The organism is Rhizobium beringeri (assembly GCF_004306515.1).
In the GTDB taxonomy this organism is placed as follows: Bacteria; Pseudomonadota; Alphaproteobacteria; order Rhizobiales; family Rhizobiaceae; genus Rhizobium; species Rhizobium beringeri.
In genome coordinates this window covers 1,476,216-1,497,600 of record NZ_SILG01000001.1, presented here as the reverse complement: position 1 = coordinate 1,497,600, position 21,385 = coordinate 1,476,216, and the positions used below count along the sequence as shown (strand labels likewise).

Genomic DNA, 21,385 nt, shown 5'->3' with positions numbered 1-21,385 from the left:
GAGGCCCCTTCAGCTTCGCGGCCGAAGGGAGCCAAAAACAGCCGATCATCGTACCGGGCGATACGTTCGTTCTTCCTCAGGCTTAATGTAGGATTTTCGACTGCTGGGGCAATCTCGCCGGATCCCGCTGGCCTCGCTTTAGCCGGCCCCCGGCCTTCGTTTAAAAGGGAAGAAAGTCGAACAGGCGCTTGCTGGCCCTCGCCGCCCAAGCCGGCTTCACGCTTCCGGCAACCAATGGCGGGCCGGACGATGGAGCCAAGGGCGATTGATAGAACCGGTTGAGCATCGCGTCGCACACGTAGTGCCCCCAGTTCGTCAGATGCTCCGTCTCCTTCGCACCCAGGAAATGGAGATAGGTGCCGACCTCCGAGGGAACGACCGACGACGGCGGCAGCGTGTAGGACGCGTAGGGCTTGAGCTCGACGTCCTTGCTGTCGATCGACCAATAGACGCCGCGCGTTCTCGCGCGCAGAGCCGATTTCGCGAGATCGTCGAGGCCAAGCCTATCAGCCTGTTTTGCGGCCTTGAAGCCACCGATCAGGTCTCGGCGCCTCAACGACCGCACCTGATTGTCGGTCGTATCGAGAACGCGCTTGAGCTGGGAGAGATAGTTCCAGTATCCGCGGCTCGAGGATCGCCAAGGCGCCCCGGCATCGCTGACAAGCAGGCAGTCGCAGCGTTTCAGCGCCGGCTCGATACCATGATTGTCTTAAACGCCGCCGTCGCTCAATATTGCCCTGCCCGGAGCAACCGGTTCGCCAACGGTATCATCGAGCTTTTCCCTCTTCCAGGAAAACTGCGACAGGTCCAATCGCAGCGGTGACAGCACGGGCGGGAATGCCGCCGAAGCGGCAACCGCGGTCGCGAGCGAAAGTGTCGGATGAAACGACACCCCGATCCTGTAATCCGCGAGATAGCGGTTCGACATCCGGAAGAGTGAACCGGTGCTGAGATTGCTGGAGCAAAATACGAACCAAGGCGATCTCGGAAGATCGCTCAGGCTTGGTGATTTTCCGTCGAAGAGATGCCGCTCGTAGAGTTTAGCGGCTTCCTCCGCCGCGCTCGAGAAGGGGTTGAACACGCCCTTCAGGAAGCACGGCCCATCCGCGAACACCTGACTGAAGGCCAGAATGCGATTGAGGTATTCAGTCTTGAAGTTGACGGCGACCTCGTTCTCGAAGATCAGCCGTGGCCACACATAGGCTAGCAGGCCGGATGCGATAGATCCGCCCGAGACCGACGAAATCATGTCGAGCTTCGCCAAAAGACCGGCCTCGTTGAGCCTGGAAAGCGATCCTGCATGGAAAAGCATGGCCCGATAGCCTCCGCCCGAAAGGCAAAGGCCGAGTTGATAGCGCTCCACAGGCTTCTCGGGTTCGCCGGGTCCCGACAAGACCGTGTTTTCGTCGGGTTGGTCGTCTTCTGACATGCTCGGCCTCACTCAAAAATATGAATTTCCCACAGATCCCGTCCTTCAGACTACCGCACCTCGCCCGTGGACCGGCGATCCTTACTCTTCATACCTGTTGGAATTGGCATCGCATTTGTGCCACATCTTATCGCTCTCGGGTCCATCGTTATGGCCATAGCACCAGTCGACGCGATCGAGCAGCGGACCGATCTGATCGCGTCGTTTGCAGGCCCGCTCCGTCTCGATGCCGTAGCGATCGGTGCGGCCGCGGCAGATGTCGTCCAGTCCTGTCCACTGATGGATCAACCGATTGCTATACGCTCTCTGCTCCCTCATTCCTGTCCTCGGACTTGATCCGAGTTTTATCGCAATGAAGCTACGGTTTCACGCGGTCAGGATGCGCCGCCTGAAATGCCGGCAGTTTGGCGCATTTGGCGTCGATATCGACGATGCCTTTGAAAGCGGTCATATCTACTCCCCAGCGGCGGGCGTTGTAGACCTGTGGAACCAGACAGAGATCCGCCATCGTCGGCCTGTCGCCAAAGTTGAATGCTCCATCAAATTCGCCGATCGTGGCTTCCAGTTTGCGCAGTCCGTCGGCAATGAAATGCTTCATCCATTCCTCGCGGGCATCGGCCTTATCCGTCATGGTCATCAGATGCGACACGACATGCAAGTTGCAGATCGGATGGATGTCCATGGCGACCGCATAGGCAAGGGCGCGGACTTTCTGGCGATCGGCAATGTCAGGTGGCAACAATCCGCATTCCGGCCGAAGCTCGGCCAGATATTCGATGATTGCCAGCGACTGGGTCAGTGTTTTCCCGTCGATCACCAATGTCGGCACGAAGCCCTGCGGGTTGAGCGTGAGATAGTCCGGCGTCCTGTGCGCGCCCTCCAGCAGGTTGATGGGCACGGTCTTATAATCGATGCCCAAGAGATTGAGCGCGATGCGGACGCGATAGCTCGCCGATGATCGCCAGTAGTCGTAAAGAACGACCTCGTTCATCGCGGGTCGGCCCGTTGGTATTTTTCGACAGTCTGCTCGATCGCCCCGAAGATCGAATGACCGGCCTTATCCTTCATCTCTATGCGGACCTGATCCCCGAACTTCATGAAGGGAGTCCTCGGGGATCCGGTGTCGATGGCCTCGATCATCCTGAGTTCGGCGATGCAGGAGTAGCCGTCTCCTCCCTCTTCCACCGGCTTGCCGGGGCCGCCGTCGAGCTTGTTGGACACTGTTCCCGAGCCGATAATCGTTCCGGCCAGGAGGTTACGGGTTTTGGCGGCATGGGCGATCAGTTGGCCAAAATCGAAGGTCATGTCGATACCGGCGTTGGCTTTGCCGAATGGCTTGCCGTTCAAGCTCACCAGCAGCGGAAGATGTAGCTTGCCGCCGTCCCAGGCCTCTCCGAGCTCGTCCGGCGTCACCGCGACCGGAGAAAATGCCGATGCCGGCTTCGACTGGAAGAAACCAAATCCCTTTGCCAGTTCGCCCGGGATCAGACCGCGCAGCGACACGTCGTTGACGAGCATCAGCAGGCGGATGGCGCCGCGCGCCGCTTCCGGGCTGCAACCCATGTCAACGTCGCCGGTGATGACCGCGACCTCGCCTTCCATGTCGATCCCGTAAGCCTCGTCAACCGCCACGATCGGATCGCGCGGCGCGAGGAAAGCGTCCGACCCGCCTTGATAGATCAGCGGATCGGTCCAGAAGCTTGCAGGCATCTCGGCGCCGCGCGCCTTACGCACCAGTTCGACATGGTTGACGTAAGCGGAACCATCGGCCCATTGGTAGGCCCGCGGCAAAGGTGACGTAGCGTCATGTTCGTGAAACCGGATCGTCGGCTGGGCTCCGGTCTCGACGCCTTCGGCAATCAGCTGAAGTCTCGGAGCCACATGCTCCCAGTCGTCGAGCGCCGCCTGCAGGGTCCGGGCAATGTGACCGACCTCCGAACAGCGGGTCAGGTCGCGGGAAACGACGACGAGCCGGCCGTCCCTCGTGGAGTCCTTCAAGGTCGCAAGCTTCATATCTTGATTCCAGTGCCGGAGGGTGTCTTTGCTTGATGCATCACTTGAGCCCGGGGGTTCCGTCGAATTTGCGTTCCAGGCCGTCCCAACATTCGAGGTAATTTTCCTGCAGCGTTTCCAGTTCGGCTGCGTATTTGGTCAGTTGCTGCGGGTACCTGGTCTCGAACATGAAGGCCATGGTGTGATCAAGCTTCACGGGCTTGAGTTCGGTGTTGGATGCCTTTTCGAAGGCGAGCGCATCCGGCCCATGGGGAAGCATCATGTTGTGCAGGCTCATACCGCCCGGCACGAAGCCCTCCTCCTTGGCGTCATATTGGCCGTGGATCAGGCCCATGAACTCGCTCATGATGTTGCGGTGGTACCAAGGCGGACGGAAGGTGTGTTCGGCGACCAGCCAGCGCGGCGGAAAAATCACGAAATCGACATTTGCCGTGCCGGCATCTTCGGTGGGCGCGGTCAGTACCGAAAAGATCGACGGATCGGGATGGTCGAAGCTGATGGCGCCGACCGGAGAAAATGTCCGCAGGTCGTATTTGAACGGGGCGTAATTGCCGTGCCAGGCGACCACATCGAGGGGCGAGTGGCCGATGTCGGTGACATAGAATTTTCCGCACCACTTCACATGCACGCGGCAAGGCGTTTCCTTATCCTCGAAAGCGGCAACGGGTGTCTTGAAGTCGCGCGGATTTGCCAGGCAGTTGGCGCCGATCGGTCCGCGGTCCGGCAGGGTGAATTTCGCGCCGTAGTTCTCGCATATATATCCACGCCAGACCGTCTGCTCGCCGCCCTTCAGAATCTTGAACATCATGCCGCGCGGGATGAGGCATATTTCCAGGGGCTCGACATCCATGATGCCCATTTCGGTGAACACTTTGATGGCGCCGAGCTGCGGCACAATCAGCAGTTCACCGTCGGCGTTGAAGAAGTAGTCGTCGACCATGTCCTCATTGAAGACGTAGGCATGGGCTGACATCCCCACCTGGGTGGTGGCATCGCCTGCCGTCGTGACGGTCCGCACCCCCTCGAGAAACGTCAGCTTCTCCGAGGGTGCGGGGATGGGATCCCAGCGAAGCTGGCCGAGCGGAAGCGAATGTTCGTCCAGGCACGGCGCGGTTTTCCAGAGCGGATAAGACGCGTTGGAGAAGCGGCGGGTATGACGCACGCTCGGGCGAATGCGATAAAGCCAGGATCTTTCGTTCGTGCCGCGCGGCGCGGTGAACGGCGAGCCGGAAAGCTGCTCGGCATAAAGGCCGTAATTGCATTTCTGCGGACTGTTCTGGCCCTGCGGCAAGGCGCCGGGCAGCGACTCGGTTTCGAAGTCATTGCCGAATCCCGGCATATATTTCAGCTTGTTTGCCGTCGCGGCTTCACCGTCGGACGTCTGGATCGATGTCTGGTCCATTGCTCAACTCCTCCCCGAAAACTCCGCAGCGTCGCGCGTCTGAAAAGACGCGCAGCGCTTTAGAGTTTACTCCGCTGCAGTACCGATGACACCACGCTTGATCTGATCGGCCTCAATCGACTCGAAAAGAGCGCGGAAATTGCCTTCGCCGAAGCCCTCGTCGCCCTTGCGCTGGATGAATTCGAAGAAGATCGGGCCGATGACTGTTTTGGAGAAGATCTGCAGCAGGATCTTCGTCATGCCGCCATTCACCACACCTTCGCCATCGATGAGGATGCCGTGTTTCTTCATGCGTTCGACCGGTTCACTATGACCGTTCACGCGTTCATAGGACATGTCGTAATAGGTCTCCGGCGGACCCGGCATGAAGCGCAGGCCGTTGTCGGACAGCCTGTCGGTGGCGTCGTAGATATCCTCCGTTCCAACGGCGATGTGCTGGATGCCCTCGCCCCGGTACTTCTTCAGATATTCCTCGATCTGGCTGGTGTCGTCCTTCGATTCATTCAGCGGAATGCGGATCTTGCCGCAGGGCGAGGTGATGGCGCGGCTCACCAGACCGGTGATGCGGCCGTCGATATCGAAGAAGTGGATCTGCTTGAAATTGAACAGGTTGCGGTAAAAATCCCACCACTTGTCCATGTTGCCGCGGAAGACGTTGTGCGTCAGATGGTCGAGATAATAGAAGCCGATCCCCTGGGGATGCGGGTTGCGCTCGCCAAACCAGTCGAACTCGGCTTCATAAGCCGATCCCTTTGCCCCATAGGTCTCGACGAAATAGAGCAGCGAGCCGCCAATGCCGACAATTGTCGGGACGTCGAGCGCCTTGTCGTCCCCTTCATAGGGAACAGCACCTTTTGACACCGCGTGATCGAAGGCGTGTTTGGCGTCCACGACGCGCCATGCCATCGATGGCGCACAGGGGCCATGATTTGCGACGAAACGGGCGGCATGACTGCCGGGTTCGGCGTTCAGCAGATAGTTGATGTCACCTTGTCGCCAGACGGTGATGTCTTTCGTCTTGTGCCTGGCGACCACGACGTAGCCCATGCGTGTGAAGAGCTCGCGCAGTTTCTCGGGCTCGGGATGGGCGAATTCGACGAATTCGAAGCCGTCGGTACCGGCCGGATTGTCGGCGGTGATTTCCGAGGGCGGCGCATCATGTGGGAAGGGACCCATTTTCTTTCCTCCAGAGGAGATTGCATTTCTATGCAAAGTGTGACCCAAAACGCGTGCAAAGTTCTTGCATTCTTCATGCTCCGGGAAGAGATTATGCACGATCCGTGAGTGTTTTGGAGGTTTCGCGCAATGGATGAACCGCTCGACAAATTGGATTTGCGCCTGCTCCAGGAACTTCAAAAGGACGGCAGGCTGACGAACAACGAATTGGGGGAGCGGATCGCGCTTTCACCGTCGCAATGCTCGCGGCGGAGGACGAGACTGGAGGCTGAGGGATATATCCTGAGCTACCGCGCCTACCTCGATCGGCAGAAGCTGGGTCTGGATATGCTGGTGGTCATTTCCGTGACACTTGCGACCCACAACAGAGACAATGCCCGCCGATTTTCGCAACTGATCAACGGCTTGCCGGAAGTTCTCGAAGCCTATGCGCTGACCGGTGAAATGGATTATCATCTGACGGTCGCGACCCGCGGGCTCGCCGACCTCTCGAAATTCGTCAACGACGTTCTGCTGCCCCACGAGTCGGTGCAGCATGTGAAGACGTCGATCGTGCTCGACACGCTGAAGACATTCGAAGGCTTTCCGGTGCTCATGCCGGGCCATTGACATGGCGACAAACATCGCCCTGCGCAGGCGCATCTAAATCAGAGCGGCAATTCGGTCGAGAATTTCAGCTCGCGCAGCACAAAGCTCGAGACGACGGTGCGCACATGCGGGTTGCGCATGAGATAGCGGGTCATGAAGGCTTCGTAGCTTTCTACGTCCCTTGCCCTTATCTTCAGCATGTAGTCGAAGGCGCCGGATAGGGCGTAACATTCCATAATTTCCGGCCGCTCCAGCACCACCGAAGCAAAAGACGCGACGGCCTCTTCGTGGTGATCCTCCAGCGTCACATGCGCGATGACGCAGAGCTTGAGATCGAGTTTGCCAGGATCGAGCAGCGTCACACGCTTGCGGATGACGCCGTCGGCTTCCAGCTCCTGGATCTTCCGCCAGGCCGAACTCTGCGACATGCCGGCCTTTTCCGCCAGGTCTGCCAGCGAAAGGCTGCCGTCGGCCTGGACGAGTTGCAGAAGCTTGTGGCGAAAATTCCCAGGTTCTTTCATTTTCCGTATCACATTCGGGAAGATTTGCCATCACTATGGCAATAGCCAGCATGAAAGAAAAGAAAATCCTCCAAACTCGGATCATAATGGCAGGAATAGCGCCGTGCCTGGGAGGATCAGCCTATGACCAAGGAAAGCAGCTACACCGCCAAACTGCCCGGTCCGGACGGTTTGTATGACTACACTCCTGACGAAGATGCGATATGGGGTGAACTCTACCGGCGTCAGATGAAACTGCTGGCCGATACCGCCTGCCGCGAATATCTGGACGGCGTCAAAATGCTGGGGCTGAAGCCCGATAAGGTGCCGCAGCTTCTCGACGTGAACAGACGCCTGAACGAGACTACCGGCTTCGGTGTGGAAGGCGTGCCGGCGCTCATTCCGCCGTCGCGCTTTTATGAACTTCTGTCGCAAGGCAAATTCCCGCTTGCAACCTTCCTGCGCCGTCGCGAGCATATCGACTATATCGAGGAACCGGACCTGTTCCACGAGGTCTTCGGCCACTGCCCCATGCTCACCAACCAGAGCTATGCCAATTTCGTCCGGCATTTTGGCGAAACGGCCGTCCGCCTCGGCAAGGGCTATTCATGGCATCTGTTCCGCATCTTCTGGTTCACTGTCGAATTCGGCCTGATCAATACGCCGCAGGGTCGCCGCTGCTTCGGCGCAGGCATCGTCTCATCGCCAAGTGAGGCGAAGGCGGCAATGGAAGGCAAGGCGTGCGAATTCCGGCCGTTCGATCTGCTGAGCGTGCTGAGGACGCCCTACCGGATCGATATCCTCCAGCCGATTTACTATGTCATCGACAGCTTCGCCGATCTTGAAGCGATCGTGGAGCAGGATATCGAGGCCACGATCCTCAAGGCAAAATCGCTGGGTGATTTCGCCCCGGCCTTCGAGGCCAAAGCGTCGTGAACTATTGGCGATCAGGCTGCAGGCACAGGCCTCACTTCGGCGTGGCTGAACTTCGACTGACGAAGTCCACCAAGACACCGGGCTTGACCATGCCGGCCAGTTCTTCGGCATCCCAGTTCGTCAGCCGCACGCAACCGTGGGAGCCAACCTTGTCGATGAGCTTCGGTTCCGGTGTCCCATGGATTCCATAGGTCGGCTCGGTTAGATCGATCCAGACCGTACCAACAGGACCGTTCGGCCCTTTCGGGATCGTCAGGACCTTGTCGTTCTTTCCCTGCTTGAAGTTGCGCTTTGGATCGTATCTGTAGACCGGCATCCTCGCGACGCCCTTGACCTTGTGCTTCCCTGATGGCGCCGGATTGTCTTCGCTGCCGATCGTCGCGGGATAGACTGCAAGCAGTGATCCGTCCGCGGCAAAGGCCAGCACCTGCCCCGTCTTCTTGTTGGCTTCGATCTTCTTGACCTTTCCTTCCCGTGGAGGACCGGGGGTCACGACCCACACCGTATCGCCCGGAGCGAACTGCGAACCCGGGTTGAGCGCGTTTACCAGATCGATACCCATGTGGAACCGCTCGGATAACTTCTCGGCAACGCTCGTATACCCCAAGCTCTCCATCTTCGCCTTCTCGCCATAGTCTTCGGGGATCCTGTTAACGAGACCCTTGGCATCCTCTGCCGAGACGACATAGCTTTCAACGATCGGGGCAACGATGGCGGCATTGCCTTCCAGGCGGGAGACGACTTCTGGATCCAGCCTCCCATCGACAGGAAGCTTGTTCATAGCCTCGAAACCGGCCACGGCCTTGTTGACGTTCTCGCCGTATCGGCCATCGATCTCGCCTGGAGACGAGCCTGCACGATCGAGCAGGACCTGAAGGCGGACGATCGCCGGGTCTGGATCTGCGGGCTTGGGCTTCTCTGCCTCAATGGAAGCAATCGAAGCGTTGTTGATTGCTTCGGGTCGGAGCTCCCGCGCGGCGGCGCCGCCAATGGAGATGGTGAGAGCGAGCAGCGACATCGGCAGGGCTGTTTTCATGGACAACAAATGGCTGGAGCCGGAACTTGTTCCACTGCGCGAGAGCGGCTGGAGAATTTCGGCGACAGCGACGTTTTCAGGGAACCGCCGGCTTCTGTTCACGATGATTTCAATGTCCAGCCTCAGCAAATTCGGTACAACCGCCATTTGATCCGAAGGAGCTCGTGAATGCCACGCGAGAGCGTCAACGACCTGATGGCCTTTCTGGCGGTCGCCCGGGAGAAGAACTTTACGCGAGCGGCTGCGAAGCTGGGCGTGTCTCAATCGGCGCTCAGTCACATTGTCCGCCAGCTCGAGACGCGGCTCGGAATCCGGCTTCTGACCCGTACCACGCGGGCCGTGTCGCTCACCGACGCTGGAGAACGGTTGTTCCTAGGCGTGGGGCCTCACTTCGATGAGATCGAGGCGCAACTTGAAACCATCACCGAGTTCAGGGAAAAGCCAGCCGGGAACATCCGCATCACGGCATCAGACCACGCAATAAGGTGGATCATCTGGCCGAAGCTCCAGCGCTTCCTACCGAACAACCCTGACATCAAGGTGGAGCTGATACGCGAAAACGGGCTGTCCGACATCGTGACGGAGCGCTTCGACGGGGGCGTCCGGATGGGGGAGCAGGTGGCGAAAGACATGATCTCGACACGCATCGGGCCTGATTTCCCTTTTGCCGTCGTCGGCGCGCCCTCATATTTCGACGGCAAGGGGGTTCCGGAGCATCCGCAGGACCTCGTTCGCCACAACTGCATCAACGAACGCCTGCCCACATATGGCGGCTTCTGGGCATGGGAGTTCGAAGATAACGGGAAAGAGATCAGGATCAGGGTCGAGGGACAGCTTGCCTTCAATAACTCCTATCAGAGTGTGGAAGCGGCGCTGGAAGGACTTGGCCTGGCATACGTACCGGAAGACGTCGCTCTTCCTCATATCGCGGAGGGCCGTCTTAGACGCGTGCTGGAAGCCTTTTCGCCACCCTGGGATGGCTACCATCTCTACTATCCCAGCAGAAGGCAGTCCTCTCCGGCTTTCGTGGCGCTCGTGGACGCCCTGCGCCACCGAGCCTGAGATCGGAACCGAGGCAACGGCAAGCAGCTGTCACGGCGTCTTCGCGTATTTCCTGGTTTCGCGCGATCTTGCCGTGCGACGGGCCGGCCTCAGTTCCTCGATCGTCGGCAGCCACCACTCGGCGTTCTGAACCGGAAGCATTTTCGCGGGCCAGGTGCGGATGAGTTCTTCGAATGTGGGCACCCGCCAACATCCCCAGACGTGATCCTCGGTAACGCCGGGATAAAAGTCCGCAACGACATCCGGGTCGACCAGTTCGCCTGAGATTTCGGTAAAAACGACGATTCCATAGGCGGTGACCACGGGACGCCCTATCGGCGGCAGGTCGTCGCTCTGAAGCGGGTAACGGTGACGCTTTCGTTCCGCAGAGCGGAGTTTGCTGCGCATATCCTGTTCGGTCCCCTTCCGCTCCTCGGCCCGACGTCGTCTTTCCTCCGGCTCGTTTCTGCGAGCCGCTGCCTCAATATCGAGCCATCTGCGTCGGAGTTCCTCATAGGACCGGAAAGGAACGTGCCATATCCTGAGATCGCCGTCCCACCGTGAGAATGGCACCTCGCGCAATTCGTCGACAACGGTCTTCGAATAAGGCGTGCGGATTCGGAAGCCTGCCTTGCCGAGTTCAAGATATGGACTGCCGATGGGATCGAAGGCGAAGGCGTCGCGTCCCTTCGCATCCGCATGGGCGTCGGCCTCGGCCTCGATCTCGGCAAGCCATCGTCCGATGCGGCGGGACGCCGTCCGCCCGGGAACGAACCAGGCCTTGCGGGCATCGCTCCAGCGGGCACGGGGGAAGCGTCTTCGGAATTGCTCGACGGTCATCCTGTCGTAAGGGAAAGAAATGTCCACGCCGGGCTTCGCACCGTCTTCGACGGACGGCGCCTTGTCATGATCAGCGGCGGATTTCGTTTCGGTCATGGAAGGAGAACGCTCACGCGCAGCGATCGGTTTCCAATGAGGCGCTCGGCTGGCGACCCTCTCAGTGAATTGTCTTCGACCGTTTCTCGGCATGCGAGATGTCATCGAGCGTCGCAATCAGCTTTTCGAACTCGTTCAAGACACGATTGAACTCGGCGTCCTGCATGTTGACGATTTCCGGTATCGTCGAGGACACGGACGCAATCAGCCTGTCGATCCAAACGCAGCGCTCGGCCGGCACATTTGCGAGAACCTCCCGCCGATGCGTCTTCAGCTCGCGGAGGATGCGAATGATAAGGGCTCCCCGGTCCGCTCGGCTCAAGAGCGGAAGCCTTGTCTGCGCCTGCTGGATTTCTGTTATCAGCGCCGTTGCCATCCCTGATCTCCAACACTCTAATACAACCCGGTATCACAACCGTAGCGTTTGCAACACGGACTTTAGTCCGGGTGACTAGGTCGTGCAATTGGGTAGGCACCATGCGACCACATCAGTTGCTCGTCGCAACGAGATCCGACATGTCGCAGCTGCGCCGTGGTCCTTCCCATGGTTGATACGTATTGTCTTCCGGTCGATACGACTTGTAGCGAGCGGCGCACCGGGCTGCCGCCTGTGCATTCACTTTCGAGCCGACGCCTTCATCGGCCTCGGCGACAGTCGGCTGGAACGGCGAAGAGCATTCGCGGGTCTCACCGCTATAGGACCGATAGCTGTTGGTCGCGGGATTGAATGAGCGATAACGTTCCCCACACCAGGCAAGATGCGCGGCCGAAAGTCTGGGCTGCGGGGTCTGAAGTTCGGCTGGCGGGCGAGCCGAATCCGGCCTCGCCGCTGACGCCATGCTGGCCGACGCCTCGGTCACATAGCTGGAATAGAGAGGCGCAATTCGTTCATAGTGCTGCTGCCGAGGATCGACTTTCACCGGCGTCGTCGTCCATAGATCGCGCGCTGCGAGCTCCTTGAAGGCGTGAGGCTCGGAATCCGCCACGACATAGGATGCGACAGATGCGGCAGCGACGCAGGCCCCGACCGAGCTTACGATGCCGAAGGCAACGGATGCGATGGCTTTCATCGTCCCGACCCCTGCTGTTGAGCCTGTGGAACCCAGACGCGGCCGGCGGCACTGCTATGTCGGCCGCCGGTGGCGACAAGCACGGCGAGAATGCCGGCGATTGCCAGCAGGATGGCGATCAGCGGCAAGGCCAGACCACGGGATTTCTCTTCGGAATAGATCATGGGTCCTCTCCTCGTTGGCGCTCCGGCGGCGGAGGTCGCCGCCGGGGGCATCGGCTGTTTTTGGCCGCACGAAGACGCTGCCGTCGGTCGTGCGGCGGTTCCCGGACTTTGAGCGATGATTTCCGGATGGAGGACGCGGCGGAGGCCGCGTGTAGGATCAGATTACTTGATAACCTGGATCACCTTGCGGGACGACGGTTCGACGATGACACGTTCATCATTGACCACCGCGTAAGCATAAGTCGGGTCATCCGGAATAGGCGTCACGACAACCGTCGCCGGCAGGGGCTGGCCGACGACAACCTTCTCCTTCACGACCACGCGCGCCGATGGTGCCGGAGCCTCGCGGACATAGGTGATGACCTTTTGCGGCGGCGGATCGATCGCCGTACCCACGACTGCGCCGGCAACGCCGCCGACAGCAGCGCCAACGGGGCCGCCGACGATCGCCCCAGTGATCGCGCCACCGGCCGCACCGTTGACGGTCGAGGACTGGGCGAATGCGACGCCCGACATGAGGGTCGCGGCAGTTGCCGCACCGACGATAAGCTTGGAGAGCATTTTTTCCTCCTTCTGTTTGAGAGCGGCCTTCGCGACCGCTGCCAACCAACTAGCTGGAGGCAAGGTCGTTCCACGCCTCAGACCTCAGTCTGATCGATCCCGGCCTTTGGTCCCAAACCCATTCCAAGGCCCGTTGCCGACGCTATTTCAAGATCGAGAAGCCGCATAATCGCGGCATAAGCAGGAGATCGAAGGAGATGGCGCGATCCAACCGCCGGGAAGCCGGACGCAGGCGCCTGGCAATGCGCCTGCCGCATATGCGGAAGTTGATCATGGAAGCGCGCGACCCCTGGCAGTTCGAACTCTTCGAAGCCTATCAGATGGCAGTCGAAGCCCGCGACTCCGTTCGAAGGCGACGGTTCAATCCGAACCTGGTGCTAGAGTACGACGAAACCTGTTTGGTGATCGAGCGGCACGTCATCCGCGCGATAGAGGAAGCCTCCTACGCGCACCCGTTGAAGTCCGACGAGCCGTCATACCCGGGCGGATAGATCTTTTGGACCTTCCGGCCGACGGAATCGCCTGATTGAGACGACAGCCTGCGCCACGGAGTCTTATGGTGCGCGGCCGGCGACGATGAGCGCGCTCATGCCGCCGCAAGGACGGGCTCCGTAGCGCGATTCCACGCGCTCGGCCACCTGAGCGACGATTTCCGACATACGCTCCTCCGGCGCCCGCCGTTCGATCTCTCCCTTGAGCGGAGTGCCTTGGCAGAACGCCGTAGCCACCTCGCGCGCGGTGGCCGCGACTGACGTCGATGCGACCCGATCGCAGGATACCGCGTCAAACCCCGCCGAAGTCAGTTGCGCCTTGATCGGATCGGGGTCGAAGTAGGAATATGGCAAGCGCCTGAAAAAATCCGGCGGATCCGACGGGAAGAGGCTTCCCAGGCATTCGTCCACACATCTTGCGAAGTCGTTGGCCTCGATTGAATCCCACGTCGAGAACAGAAAACGACCGCCGCTGCGCAACACTCTTTTAGCCTCGCCATAAGCCCTCAGCTTATCAGGAAAGAACATCACGCCGAACTGGCAGACGACAAGATCGAACATCGAGGACGCGAACGGGAGATTTTGCGCATCCGCGTGCATCCAGTGAGTCCGCAACATCGTCAGCGATGGTGCGCCAACGTCAATCATCGCCTGGCTGAGATCGGTGGCAACGATCTCCGTTGCAGGATCAAGCGTCGCCCGCAGGGCACGTGTCAAGGTGCCTGTCCCTGCAGCGACCTCGAGAACGCTGCCCGGCTTCAATTTCTCGGCGACGATCGCCATCTCCGAGGCATAGGGCTCGAAGAGAATCGGCACGAGATAGCTATCGTAAAATTCGGCGACGCCTTCCTCGAACGGCTGGAGAGAAGCGACAGATGCGGCGCGGGCGCTGCCTTCGAAGTCCATGGAAATCATCACACACAAGCCTCCAAACCCAAGTCGGTCGGCCAGGAAATATGCCTGAATCTGCTGATGTCTACGGGGTCAGACCTTGGTCCCAACCTCCTCCGACCGAAGTCCCTGAGGTGGAACGCGCATCGGACTCGTGCCGTTTCGAACGATACTGAAGGAGATCCGAACATGAACCAGCGTCATAGATCCCGAGTGAATGACGCCTGTAACGCGTCCGTCTTCGCCCTTGTTATCGTTCTGGCCGCCCTTCTCTACGTCTTCGGCGCAGCCATATCAGGCGATACCGTCGGATTGACCCAGAGCATAAGAGGCGCCGAGGTCTTCGACACCAGGAATGTGCCCTGACGCTGTTTGGAAAAACTCTAAAGACGCGGTAGGTTAGTCGACAAGTCTCTTGCCGGTATCAAAATGAATTGGCTTCGCCGCTGGAATGCCCGCTCGCTCGCCTCCCAGTTCTTCATCGCGGGTGGGCTCATATCGATCGCCGCCATGTTCGTGGTGGGTTTTTTTGTAAGCCACCTGATAGAGGAGGCCGTCATCCACAACTCAGGCGCAGCGACGGCGCTTTATGTGGACAGCGTGATCGCGCCGCTACTTCCCGATATGCAAACAGAGTCATTGCTGGATGAAGCGAGTGCTCAAGCTCTGGACGAGACACTCGGTCAGGGCGCGCTCGGCAAGCGCCTTGTTTCGTTCAAGCTGTGGCGAAGCGACGGCACCATCCTCTACTCGAACGAGAAGGAGCTGGTGGGCAGGAAGTTTGCGGTAAGCGACAAGCTGCAGAGGGCATTCGCAGGATCTCTCGTCGCGCGCTACGAGATTGCCAGCGATCCGGAAAGCGACAACGAGCGCGCGCTCGGCAAGCCGCTCATGGAAATCTATAACCCTGTGCTCCAGCCATGGTCCGGACAGGCGGTTGCCGTCCTCGAGTTCTACGAGACAGCAGAAGGACTAGGGGATAGTCTGGCGCATGCAAGGCTCCGGAGCTGGGGCGCTGTCGCCGCTCTGACTGCGACCTTTTTCCTTGTCCTCTCAGTCCTGGTGTTCCGCGGTAGCCGCACAATAGAGGCGCAGCGCAAGGATCTCAAAGAACGGGTCGATGAACTGTCTGCACTGTTAACAGAAAACCGCGGGCTCCAACGACGGCTGCAGCGCGCCTCCCAGCGGGCGGCAGCGCTGAACGAAACTTATTTGCGCAGCATCGGTGCCGATCTGCACGACGGTCCGGCCCAGCACATCGCCTATGCCTCATTGAGGCTAGACAGCGACGTGTTGATCAATGCGTCCACCCAGCCCGAAGCGCGTGAAAGGGAGCTTGCCTGGATACGCTCGAGCCTTGCTGAGGCTATGACGGAGATCCGCAATATTTGCAGCGGGCTGGTGCTTCCGCAGATCGAGAAATCGTCAATCAGCGAGATCGTGATGCGGATCGTCGACGCGCATCAACATAAGACCGAAACGCTCGTAGAAACGATGGTCGACGAAGATGGACCGGAACTTCCTCCTGCCGTGAAGATCTGTATCTATCGCTTCATTCAGGAGGCCCTGAATAATGCCTACCGCCACGGTGGCGGCGTTCAGCAGGCCGTCAGCGCTGTCTCGCGCAAGGGTCATGTTCGTGTCGAAGTCAGCGATCACGGCGACGGCTTCGATCCGACCGAGGTGAGACCAACGAGCCTCGGCCTCGTGGGGTTGCGGGAGCGCGTCGACAGCCTGGGAGGATCCTTCGACATCAAGACAGGCGAAGAAGGAACGATCGTGACCATGATCTTCGAGCCAATGGAAGTGGGAGAGTAGCGATGACATCAATCACCATCGGCGTCGTGGACGATCATCCGCTTTTTCGAGAGGGTGTAACGCGCAGCCTGTCGGAGATCAGCGGCTTTATCGTCGTTGGTGAGGGAGCCAGTAGTGACGACGCGGCGATGATCGCCTCGGACAACCACCCCGACATCATGCTTCTCGATGTCTCGATGCCCGGCGGCGGGCTGTCTGCGATCAGTGACGTCCTGGCGCGGAGCCCCACAACGAAAGTGCTGATGTTGACGGTATCCGAGGAAGTGGACACCTTGCTGGGAGCTCTGCAACGGGGCGCGATGGGTTATGTTCTGAAAGGTGTCGGTTCGCGTGGCCTCGCCGAAGCAATCCAAACCGTCCTGCGTGGCTCGCGATATATCTCGCCGACGATGTCTGCAAAGGTCATGGAGAATTCGCTGCATGGCGGAACCTCCGACAAAAACAGTCTGACGCCACGGGAGCGCGAGGTGATGGATCTTGTCGCCCAAGGCTTGTCAAACAAGCATATCGGCTTGCGTCTCAGCCTGCAGGAAAAGACGGTGAAGCACCATATGACCCAGATTCTGAGCAAGCTTGGTGCCTCGAACAGGACTGAAGCGGCTCTGCAATGGCGCGAACGGCGCTGAAAGCAGTTATTGCCCGACTATCACGCTTTAGCGAAGAAAGCGGCTCAGCCGGCGGGCATCGTTGGCCGTCGCCTGTCGATTTATGATCGTCCGGCCCTTTGAGTCCTTCATAATGTATCGACCGCGCTGCAGGACTTCAGTGATGCCATTCGAATGACGGACGTCGATCGAGCCATCGGACGCTGCCGTCGCTCTCGTTCCCGATCCTACTGACGACCCTGAAGAAGAGGAAGAGGATCCCGTGCTGCTGGTGGAACTCCCACCATTGCCATTCCCTGAGCCATTGCTGCTGTTGCTGCTGCCACCACCATTGCTATTGCCATTCCCTCCCCCGTTGCCGGTGCCGCCGCTGTTGCCATTCCCTCCCCCATTACCGTTGCCGTTCCCACCACCGTTGCCATTCCCATTGTTGCCGTCTTTTGCCTGCGCGCGTTCCACCGCCAGAACAGGAAGGAAACCGCCGAGATTCAATGTGGCTGGTGATGCGGCAGCGACGATGGCGACGGCCGCGCTGCCGCTCAATCTCAGAAAATCGCGTTTCCGGATATTCATGCCATGGCCTCGTTCGTCCGTTCGCCGTTTCCCAGGCAATATATGACGCATAAGATTTCTCGCTGTTCCGAAGACAGATTGCAACCGACCTAGGTAGTAGGCGCCGGCAAGACTTTGGTCCGGCTTACTTGATTGCCATACTCGGCGTCCAGAAAAGTCCGAGCGATCGCAAGCCCAGAGTTACTCGCTTCTCCATCTCTGCTGCTCTGTGAGGCGAGGAAGCATTTCTATGGAACTTCTCCCTTCGTCGTCGCTTTGTTTGTCGAAGTGCAACAGAGGAAACCCCGATGGCAAACCCGAATGAATCCCCCGCAGTCCAGTCCATGCGAAAAGAGCAGGCAGAGCAGCGGAAGCAGACCCGAAAAGGCGAACTCGACAAAGCAATCGAGGACACCTTTCCGGCGTCCGATCCGGTGTCAGCCACCCACACCTCAATTCCCGCCGGCCGCAGCGACGTCGAGGCGGCTGAGCGCGTGAAGCGAGAGCCCGATCCCACCAAGCTGGAGGACGAGTTTCCGCTCGTGGATCAAACCCTGCGCTCGACCGGTGAAACTGCCCGCTCCTCCGATGTCGATCGCCAGGAAATGCGCGCGCTTCAGAAAGAAGCCGGTCGTGTGGCCGAATCCGCTTCGGATCTGGCTTCTGGAACAGCCCGCCTGGCAAAGGCGGAGGCTCGCACATTCGTCCACGACCTCGAGGATCGCATACGCCGGCAGCCGCTCACAGCGGTCGCGATCGTCGCCGGCATCGCCTTCGTCTTCGGTGCGACGCGTTGAGGAGCCAAGTGACAGTCGCACCCCGAGAGGATTCGACCGGCGGGACATTACGGTGTGGAGAGCCGCCTCTATTGGGACGATTGGGACGATTGCGGGCGGGGATTTCCTGAGGCGGAAACCCAGGCGCGCTTCTAGAGCCCGTCTGTGCTTCGATTTCCGAGGGCATCGTGAAAATCGCAACCTATAACGTCAACGGCATTAATGGACGGCTGCAGATCCTGCTGCGCTGGCTCAAGGAGGACGCTCCTGATGTGGTCTGCCTCCAGGAACTGAAGACAGACGACGCCGGGTTTCCACGAAAGGAGATCGAACGGGCCGGCTACGGCGCCGTCTGGCACGGACAGAGATCCTGGAACGGGGTGGCCATCCTGGCGAAGGGCAAAACCCCGACCCTGACGCGGCGCGGTCTTCCCGGCGATCCTGATGATACCCACAGCCGGTATATCGAAGCTGTCGTCGACGGTATCCTGATCGGATGCCTCTATCTTCCGAACGGAAATCCGTTCCCAGGAGCAAAGTTCGATTACAAGCTTCGCTGGTTCCGTCGCCTGCACGAATACGCCATCGAACTCCTCGATATCGGGGTGCCTTCGATCCTCGCCGGCGACTTCAACGTGATGCCGACGGAGATCGACGTATACAAACCGGAACGCTGGCTGGACGATGCGCTTTTCAGACCGGAAGTGCGCAAGGCCTATGCTCATCTCGTCGCCCAGGGCTGGACCGACGCCGTCAGAGAGCTGCATCCAGAGGAGCGGATCTACACCTTCTGGAAATACTGGCGGAACAGCTTCGAACGTGACGCAGGGCTTCGGATCGACCACTTCCTGCTCAGTCCGGCAATCGCCCCGTGGCTTCGATCGGCGACCGTCCGGCGAAAGCCACGCGGCTGGGAGCATACGAGCGATCACGCGCCGGTCATGATCGAGCTCGACGTTTCCGAGGCGGAAGCCGACCTATGAGCGGCGGGCGAGGGAACCTGTCATGTCGCCGAGAGTTAGCTTTTAAAGCGCGGATGCGAAGGACCTGCCCCGCAATTATCCAACCGAAGTGACCGATATGAACGAAAGCAAGAACTACCTGAACACCGACGAGATCCAGGCCGACGATCAGTTGTCGCCGAAGCCGATCGAAGGAAAGGATCCGCCAAGGCGGGTGCGCAGAAGCGAGGAAGCCATCGCCGAAGGCTCTGACAATACCGAGCGCGTCCGGGTTCCCCCTCCCGTTGCGAATCCGGATTGATCGAGCGGATTGCCCTTCTCGAAGGCAATCCTATCACTGGCATCGCCTCATTCGTCTGCGCCCAGATCGTAGATGCGGCCTGTCAGCCAGGCTGGCCAGTCTCGCTCGAAGAAGGACCTGGCGCTTTCATCCAGCGTGCGGTTCGCACGCGTTGAAAGCCTGATCTCATCGCCATCAAGCCGAACGACGATCTGCTCCTCGCGATGCGCTTCGCGTTCCTTCCGGAAACGATAATCCTGCAACGGCGCTGCGCTCGCAAGCGGTAGAGATTCGCCCTCCGCATCGCATATTGCGCGCGCGCCACGGCTGCCTCCTCCATTGCGAATGAAGAAATCAAGCGCGCTGAGCACGGCTTCCGAGGCGAGCGCCATATGCCGCCATTGCACGCCTCGAACCGCCTCCGCTGCGCGACCATAGGCAATGCCGCCGGCGCGAATTTCAGCGTTCAGTTTCCGCGCTTCGATCAAGGCTCGGCCTACGCCCTCCTGATCGCAGATGATGCCAGCCTTCTCGCTCATTCGTGCCTGCACTGCCAAGCGGATTGATTTGACGGTGAGCGCGCTCTCCTTGCGAAGGCCGGCAAAGAGGTCGGCGATGCCCGCCTCTGCGATATCGGTTATATCCCCCGTGGGGTGCCTCTTCGCCCTGAGGCTCGCGCTGATGTGCTCGGCCGCCCGGGTGCCGAAGACTTGCCCGGCATTGAGCGCCGCTCCACCCGGTCTCGTCACGCCGTGGGTGCCCGCCGCTTCTCCGATCGCGTAACAGCCACCGAGATTGCTGCGGCCCCAGGTATCGACCATGATGCCGCCGTTCATGTGCTGATTGTTGACCGCAAATTCCAGCGGCTCTTCGGCAATATCGATCTTGTAGCGGCGGTAGAGCTCGATCGCGAGCGGGTTCATATGCTTCAAACGATCGATCGGCATGTCCTGGTCGGCGCCGGCCTTGCCGAGATATTCGCGGACGTCTTCATCCAGTCTTTCCAGGCTGAACGGCAGATCGCCCGGCACGGATAGGGGATTGCGATTGAAATCCATAAAGACGCGCCGCCCTGCGGCGGTTTCGCTAGAGATGGCAAGGTCGACCAGGCTTGACCCGAAGTCGAGCATGCGCGTCGCGTGAAATGGCCACTGATAGCCTTTGCGGAAGACATTCGACGCCAGCTCCTGCGTGCTGCGGTAATATTCTGCCAGGAAGTGGTGCTCGGCGCCTTCGCTATCGAGCGAGTAGATATGCGGGATCGCCTGGACGTAGGTGCCGGACAGATTCCATGGGAACCCTTCCCTGCGCGTGCCGATCCCAAACTGGCTTTCGGTCAGGTTGACGAGCTCGACGCCTGCCTCGAGCGCCAATCCGAGAGAGCCGAAGCAACCGTTGGGATAAACGCTGTCGCGATAAAGTTCGCCCGGCCCGCCTGCGGCGAGCACGATCACGCCACTGACGAACAGCGCGGTGCCCAGCGGGTTCTCCTCCGTGCGGTCGCTGGCGCGCATGGCGAGTATGCCGACAACATGGCGGTCAGCGCCATCGCCCCCGGTGAGGATTTTTACAGCGGTGGTCTGGTTATAGAACGGCACTCCGAGCCGGATCGCCTCCTCGGCCAGCACCTTGACCATCAGGCGCGAGGTGCGCGGGCCGCAGCTGGTGGCGCGGCCGACCTCGTCATGGTCGGTCTGATATCTGAGCGTCCCGCCAAGCCGATCCTGCGGCAGCGCCAGACCCAGGAACTGAAGCGACGCCATCATCCGCGACGAACCCACAGCCTCGACATAGGCCGTATCCTCGTCCATTGCGCCGCCGCTGCGGATGGCTCGGGCCATCGCCTTGTAATTGTCGCCCTGATCCGCCGTATTTGCAGTGTGAAGGGTCTGCTTATCGGATCCCGAACAGGCCGAGGTTCCACCCCACGCGCTTTGGCTGACGATGATGACAGCATCGCCACGCCGCTTCATTTCCACCGCGGCTCGCAGACCTGCCGCGCCGGATCCGACAACGACGCAACCAGCCCGATAGATCGGCACCTCGACGTCGGCGAGCCGGATCACTTCCGAAGGGGCTGGCTCGGTTGGAAGCCACGGCATGTCGACATCGGTCAGTGCGTCAAGAATTTCCTGCGGAACGTCTATGGTCATTGGCG

General features: G+C 59.8%; 24 protein-coding genes and 2 pseudogenes. 10 read left to right on the top strand and 16 right to left on the bottom strand.

Annotated features, from left to right (window positions below; genetic code table 11):
- Nucleotides 1–160: 160 nt before the first annotated feature.
- From ELH03_RS38620 to hppD, 6 genes and pseudogenes are all read right to left on the bottom strand, one after another.
- Nucleotides 161–1,429: pseudogene (locus ELH03_RS38620) on the bottom strand (patatin-like phospholipase family protein).
- An 81-nt stretch (nt 1,430–1,510) separates the two neighbouring features.
- A pseudogene (locus ELH03_RS07670) lies at nt 1,511–1,723 on the bottom strand (hypothetical protein); the annotation flags it as partial.
- 64 nt (nt 1,724–1,787) lie between these two features.
- Nucleotides 1,788–2,420: a maleylacetoacetate isomerase gene (gene maiA / locus ELH03_RS07665; RefSeq protein WP_128403029.1), complete on the bottom strand. Its 633-nt coding sequence runs from the start codon at nt 2,418–2,420 to the stop codon at nt 1,788–1,790.
- Entirely contained in the window at nt 2,417–3,442 is a 1,026-nt protein-coding gene (locus tag ELH03_RS07660) for a fumarylacetoacetate hydrolase family protein (protein WP_128412145.1), read from the bottom strand. Before ELH03_RS07660 ends, maiA begins: the two co-directional genes overlap by 4 nt.
- A gap of 40 nt (nt 3,443–3,482) precedes the next feature.
- Nucleotides 3,483–4,844, bottom strand: a complete 1,362-nt coding sequence (gene hmgA / locus ELH03_RS07655) for a homogentisate 1,2-dioxygenase (RefSeq protein ID WP_128403031.1) — start codon at nt 4,842–4,844, stop codon at nt 3,483–3,485.
- Between the two features lie 66 nt (nt 4,845–4,910).
- Nucleotides 4,911–6,020: a 4-hydroxyphenylpyruvate dioxygenase gene (gene hppD, locus ELH03_RS07650; RefSeq protein WP_128412146.1), complete on the bottom strand. Its 1,110-nt coding sequence runs from the start codon at nt 6,018–6,020 to the stop codon at nt 4,911–4,913.
- Nucleotides 6,021–6,149: 129 nt separating this feature from the next.
- Here hppD and ELH03_RS07645 point away from each other — a divergent pair, with 129 nt between their 5' ends.
- Nucleotides 6,150–6,629, top strand: a complete 480-nt coding sequence (locus tag ELH03_RS07645) for an Lrp/AsnC family transcriptional regulator (RefSeq protein ID WP_128403033.1) — start codon at nt 6,150–6,152, stop codon at nt 6,627–6,629.
- 38 nt (nt 6,630–6,667) lie between these two features.
- On the opposite strand, the gene ELH03_RS07640 is transcribed toward ELH03_RS07645, so the two are convergent.
- Nucleotides 6,668–7,129 carry an Lrp/AsnC family transcriptional regulator gene (locus ELH03_RS07640; RefSeq protein WP_128412147.1) on the bottom strand — a complete coding sequence of 154 codons (462 nt, stop codon included), beginning with the start codon at nt 7,127–7,129 and terminating at the stop codon, nt 6,668–6,670.
- A 123-nt stretch (nt 7,130–7,252) separates the two neighbouring features.
- Here ELH03_RS07640 and ELH03_RS07635 point away from each other — a divergent pair, with 123 nt between their 5' ends.
- Nucleotides 7,253–8,044, top strand: a complete 792-nt coding sequence (locus tag ELH03_RS07635) for a phenylalanine 4-monooxygenase (RefSeq protein ID WP_018241701.1) — start codon at nt 7,253–7,255, stop codon at nt 8,042–8,044.
- 31 nt (nt 8,045–8,075) lie between these two features.
- On the opposite strand, the gene ELH03_RS07630 is transcribed toward ELH03_RS07635, so the two are convergent.
- Nucleotides 8,076–9,089 carry a L,D-transpeptidase family protein gene (locus tag ELH03_RS07630; RefSeq protein WP_128403051.1) on the bottom strand — a complete coding sequence of 338 codons (1,014 nt, stop codon included), beginning with the start codon at nt 9,087–9,089 and terminating at the stop codon, nt 8,076–8,078.
- A gap of 159 nt (nt 9,090–9,248) precedes the next feature.
- Between ELH03_RS07630 and ELH03_RS07625 the strand changes: the two genes are divergently transcribed.
- Nucleotides 9,249–10,142 carry a LysR family transcriptional regulator gene (locus tag ELH03_RS07625; protein ID WP_128403035.1) on the top strand — a complete coding sequence of 298 codons (894 nt, stop codon included), beginning with the start codon at nt 9,249–9,251 and terminating at the stop codon, nt 10,140–10,142.
- A 30-nt stretch (nt 10,143–10,172) separates the two neighbouring features.
- Here ELH03_RS07625 and ELH03_RS07620 read toward each other — a convergent pair whose 3' ends face one another.
- The 5 genes from ELH03_RS07620 to ELH03_RS07605 all read right to left on the bottom strand — a co-directional run bounded on the left by ELH03_RS07620 (nt 10,173) and on the right by ELH03_RS07605 (nt 12,852).
- Nucleotides 10,173–11,057 (bottom strand): hypothetical protein, encoded by an 885-nt coding sequence (locus ELH03_RS07620; protein WP_128412148.1) that lies wholly within the window; start codon nt 11,055–11,057, stop codon nt 10,173–10,175.
- Nucleotides 11,058–11,118: 61 nt separating this feature from the next.
- Nucleotides 11,119–11,433 (bottom strand): hypothetical protein, encoded by a 315-nt coding sequence (locus tag ELH03_RS07615; RefSeq protein ID WP_128403037.1) that lies wholly within the window; start codon nt 11,431–11,433, stop codon nt 11,119–11,121.
- A 112-nt stretch (nt 11,434–11,545) separates the two neighbouring features.
- Nucleotides 11,546–12,127 carry a BA14K family protein gene (locus tag ELH03_RS07610; protein ID WP_128403038.1) on the bottom strand — a complete coding sequence of 194 codons (582 nt, stop codon included), beginning with the start codon at nt 12,125–12,127 and terminating at the stop codon, nt 11,546–11,548.
- Nucleotides 12,124–12,291: a hypothetical protein gene (locus ELH03_RS37320; RefSeq protein ID WP_164902642.1), complete on the bottom strand. Its 168-nt coding sequence runs from the start codon at nt 12,289–12,291 to the stop codon at nt 12,124–12,126. The genes ELH03_RS07610 and ELH03_RS37320 overlap by 4 nt, the downstream gene beginning before the upstream one ends.
- A 162-nt stretch (nt 12,292–12,453) precedes the next feature.
- The gene (locus ELH03_RS07605; protein WP_128403039.1) at nt 12,454–12,852 is read right to left on the bottom strand and encodes a DUF1236 domain-containing protein; all 399 of its coding nucleotides are present in this window, start codon (nt 12,850–12,852) and stop codon (nt 12,454–12,456) included.
- A gap of 197 nt (nt 12,853–13,049) precedes the next feature.
- Between ELH03_RS07605 and ELH03_RS07600 the strand changes: the two genes are divergently transcribed.
- On the top strand, nt 13,050–13,343 hold the full coding sequence (locus ELH03_RS07600) for a hypothetical protein (RefSeq protein ID WP_128403040.1): 294 nt from the start codon (nt 13,050–13,052) through the stop codon (nt 13,341–13,343).
- A 63-nt stretch (nt 13,344–13,406) separates the two neighbouring features.
- On the opposite strand, the gene ELH03_RS07595 is transcribed toward ELH03_RS07600, so the two are convergent.
- The gene (locus tag ELH03_RS07595) at nt 13,407–14,258 is read right to left on the bottom strand and encodes a class I SAM-dependent methyltransferase (RefSeq protein ID WP_128412156.1); all 852 of its coding nucleotides are present in this window, start codon (nt 14,256–14,258) and stop codon (nt 13,407–13,409) included.
- A 165-nt stretch (nt 14,259–14,423) separates the two neighbouring features.
- Between ELH03_RS07595 and ELH03_RS37315 the strand changes: the two genes are divergently transcribed.
- The 3 genes from ELH03_RS37315 (at nt 14,424) to ELH03_RS07585 (ending at nt 16,678) form a co-directional block, all read left to right on the top strand.
- The gene (locus ELH03_RS37315) at nt 14,424–14,600 is read left to right on the top strand and encodes a hypothetical protein (RefSeq protein WP_164902643.1); all 177 of its coding nucleotides are present in this window, start codon (nt 14,424–14,426) and stop codon (nt 14,598–14,600) included.
- A 63-nt stretch (nt 14,601–14,663) separates the two neighbouring features.
- Nucleotides 14,664–16,052 (top strand): sensor histidine kinase, encoded by a 1,389-nt coding sequence (locus ELH03_RS07590; protein WP_128412150.1) that lies wholly within the window; start codon nt 14,664–14,666, stop codon nt 16,050–16,052.
- 2 nt (nt 16,053–16,054) lie between these two features.
- A complete protein-coding gene (locus ELH03_RS07585; RefSeq protein ID WP_128403042.1) occupies nt 16,055–16,678 on the top strand; it encodes a response regulator in 624 nt (207 codons plus the stop codon).
- Between the two features lie 27 nt (nt 16,679–16,705).
- Here ELH03_RS07585 and ELH03_RS07580 read toward each other — a convergent pair whose 3' ends face one another.
- On the bottom strand, nt 16,706–17,230 hold the full coding sequence (locus tag ELH03_RS07580; protein ID WP_128403043.1) for a hypothetical protein: 525 nt from the start codon (nt 17,228–17,230) through the stop codon (nt 16,706–16,708).
- Nucleotides 17,231–17,517: 287 nt separating this feature from the next.
- Here ELH03_RS07580 and ELH03_RS07575 point away from each other — a divergent pair, with 287 nt between their 5' ends.
- The 3 genes from ELH03_RS07575 (at nt 17,518) to ELH03_RS07560 (ending at nt 19,248) form a co-directional block, all read left to right on the top strand.
- Nucleotides 17,518–18,006, top strand: coding sequence for a hypothetical protein (locus tag ELH03_RS07575; protein WP_128403044.1), 489 nt, complete (start codon nt 17,518–17,520; stop codon nt 18,004–18,006).
- Nucleotides 18,007–18,173: 167 nt separating this feature from the next.
- Complete coding sequence (gene xth / locus ELH03_RS07565; protein ID WP_128403045.1) at nt 18,174–18,968, top strand: exodeoxyribonuclease III; 795 nt, start codon at nt 18,174–18,176, stop codon at nt 18,966–18,968.
- 97 nt (nt 18,969–19,065) lie between these two features.
- The gene (locus tag ELH03_RS07560; RefSeq protein WP_128412151.1) at nt 19,066–19,248 is read left to right on the top strand and encodes a hypothetical protein; all 183 of its coding nucleotides are present in this window, start codon (nt 19,066–19,068) and stop codon (nt 19,246–19,248) included.
- Between the two features lie 47 nt (nt 19,249–19,295).
- Here the strand turns inward: ELH03_RS07560 and ELH03_RS07555 are convergent, their stop codons facing one another.
- On the bottom strand, nt 19,296–21,380 hold the full coding sequence (locus ELH03_RS07555) for an FAD-dependent oxidoreductase (protein WP_128412152.1): 2,085 nt from the start codon (nt 21,378–21,380) through the stop codon (nt 19,296–19,298).
- Nucleotides 21,381–21,385: the final 5 nt, after the last annotated feature.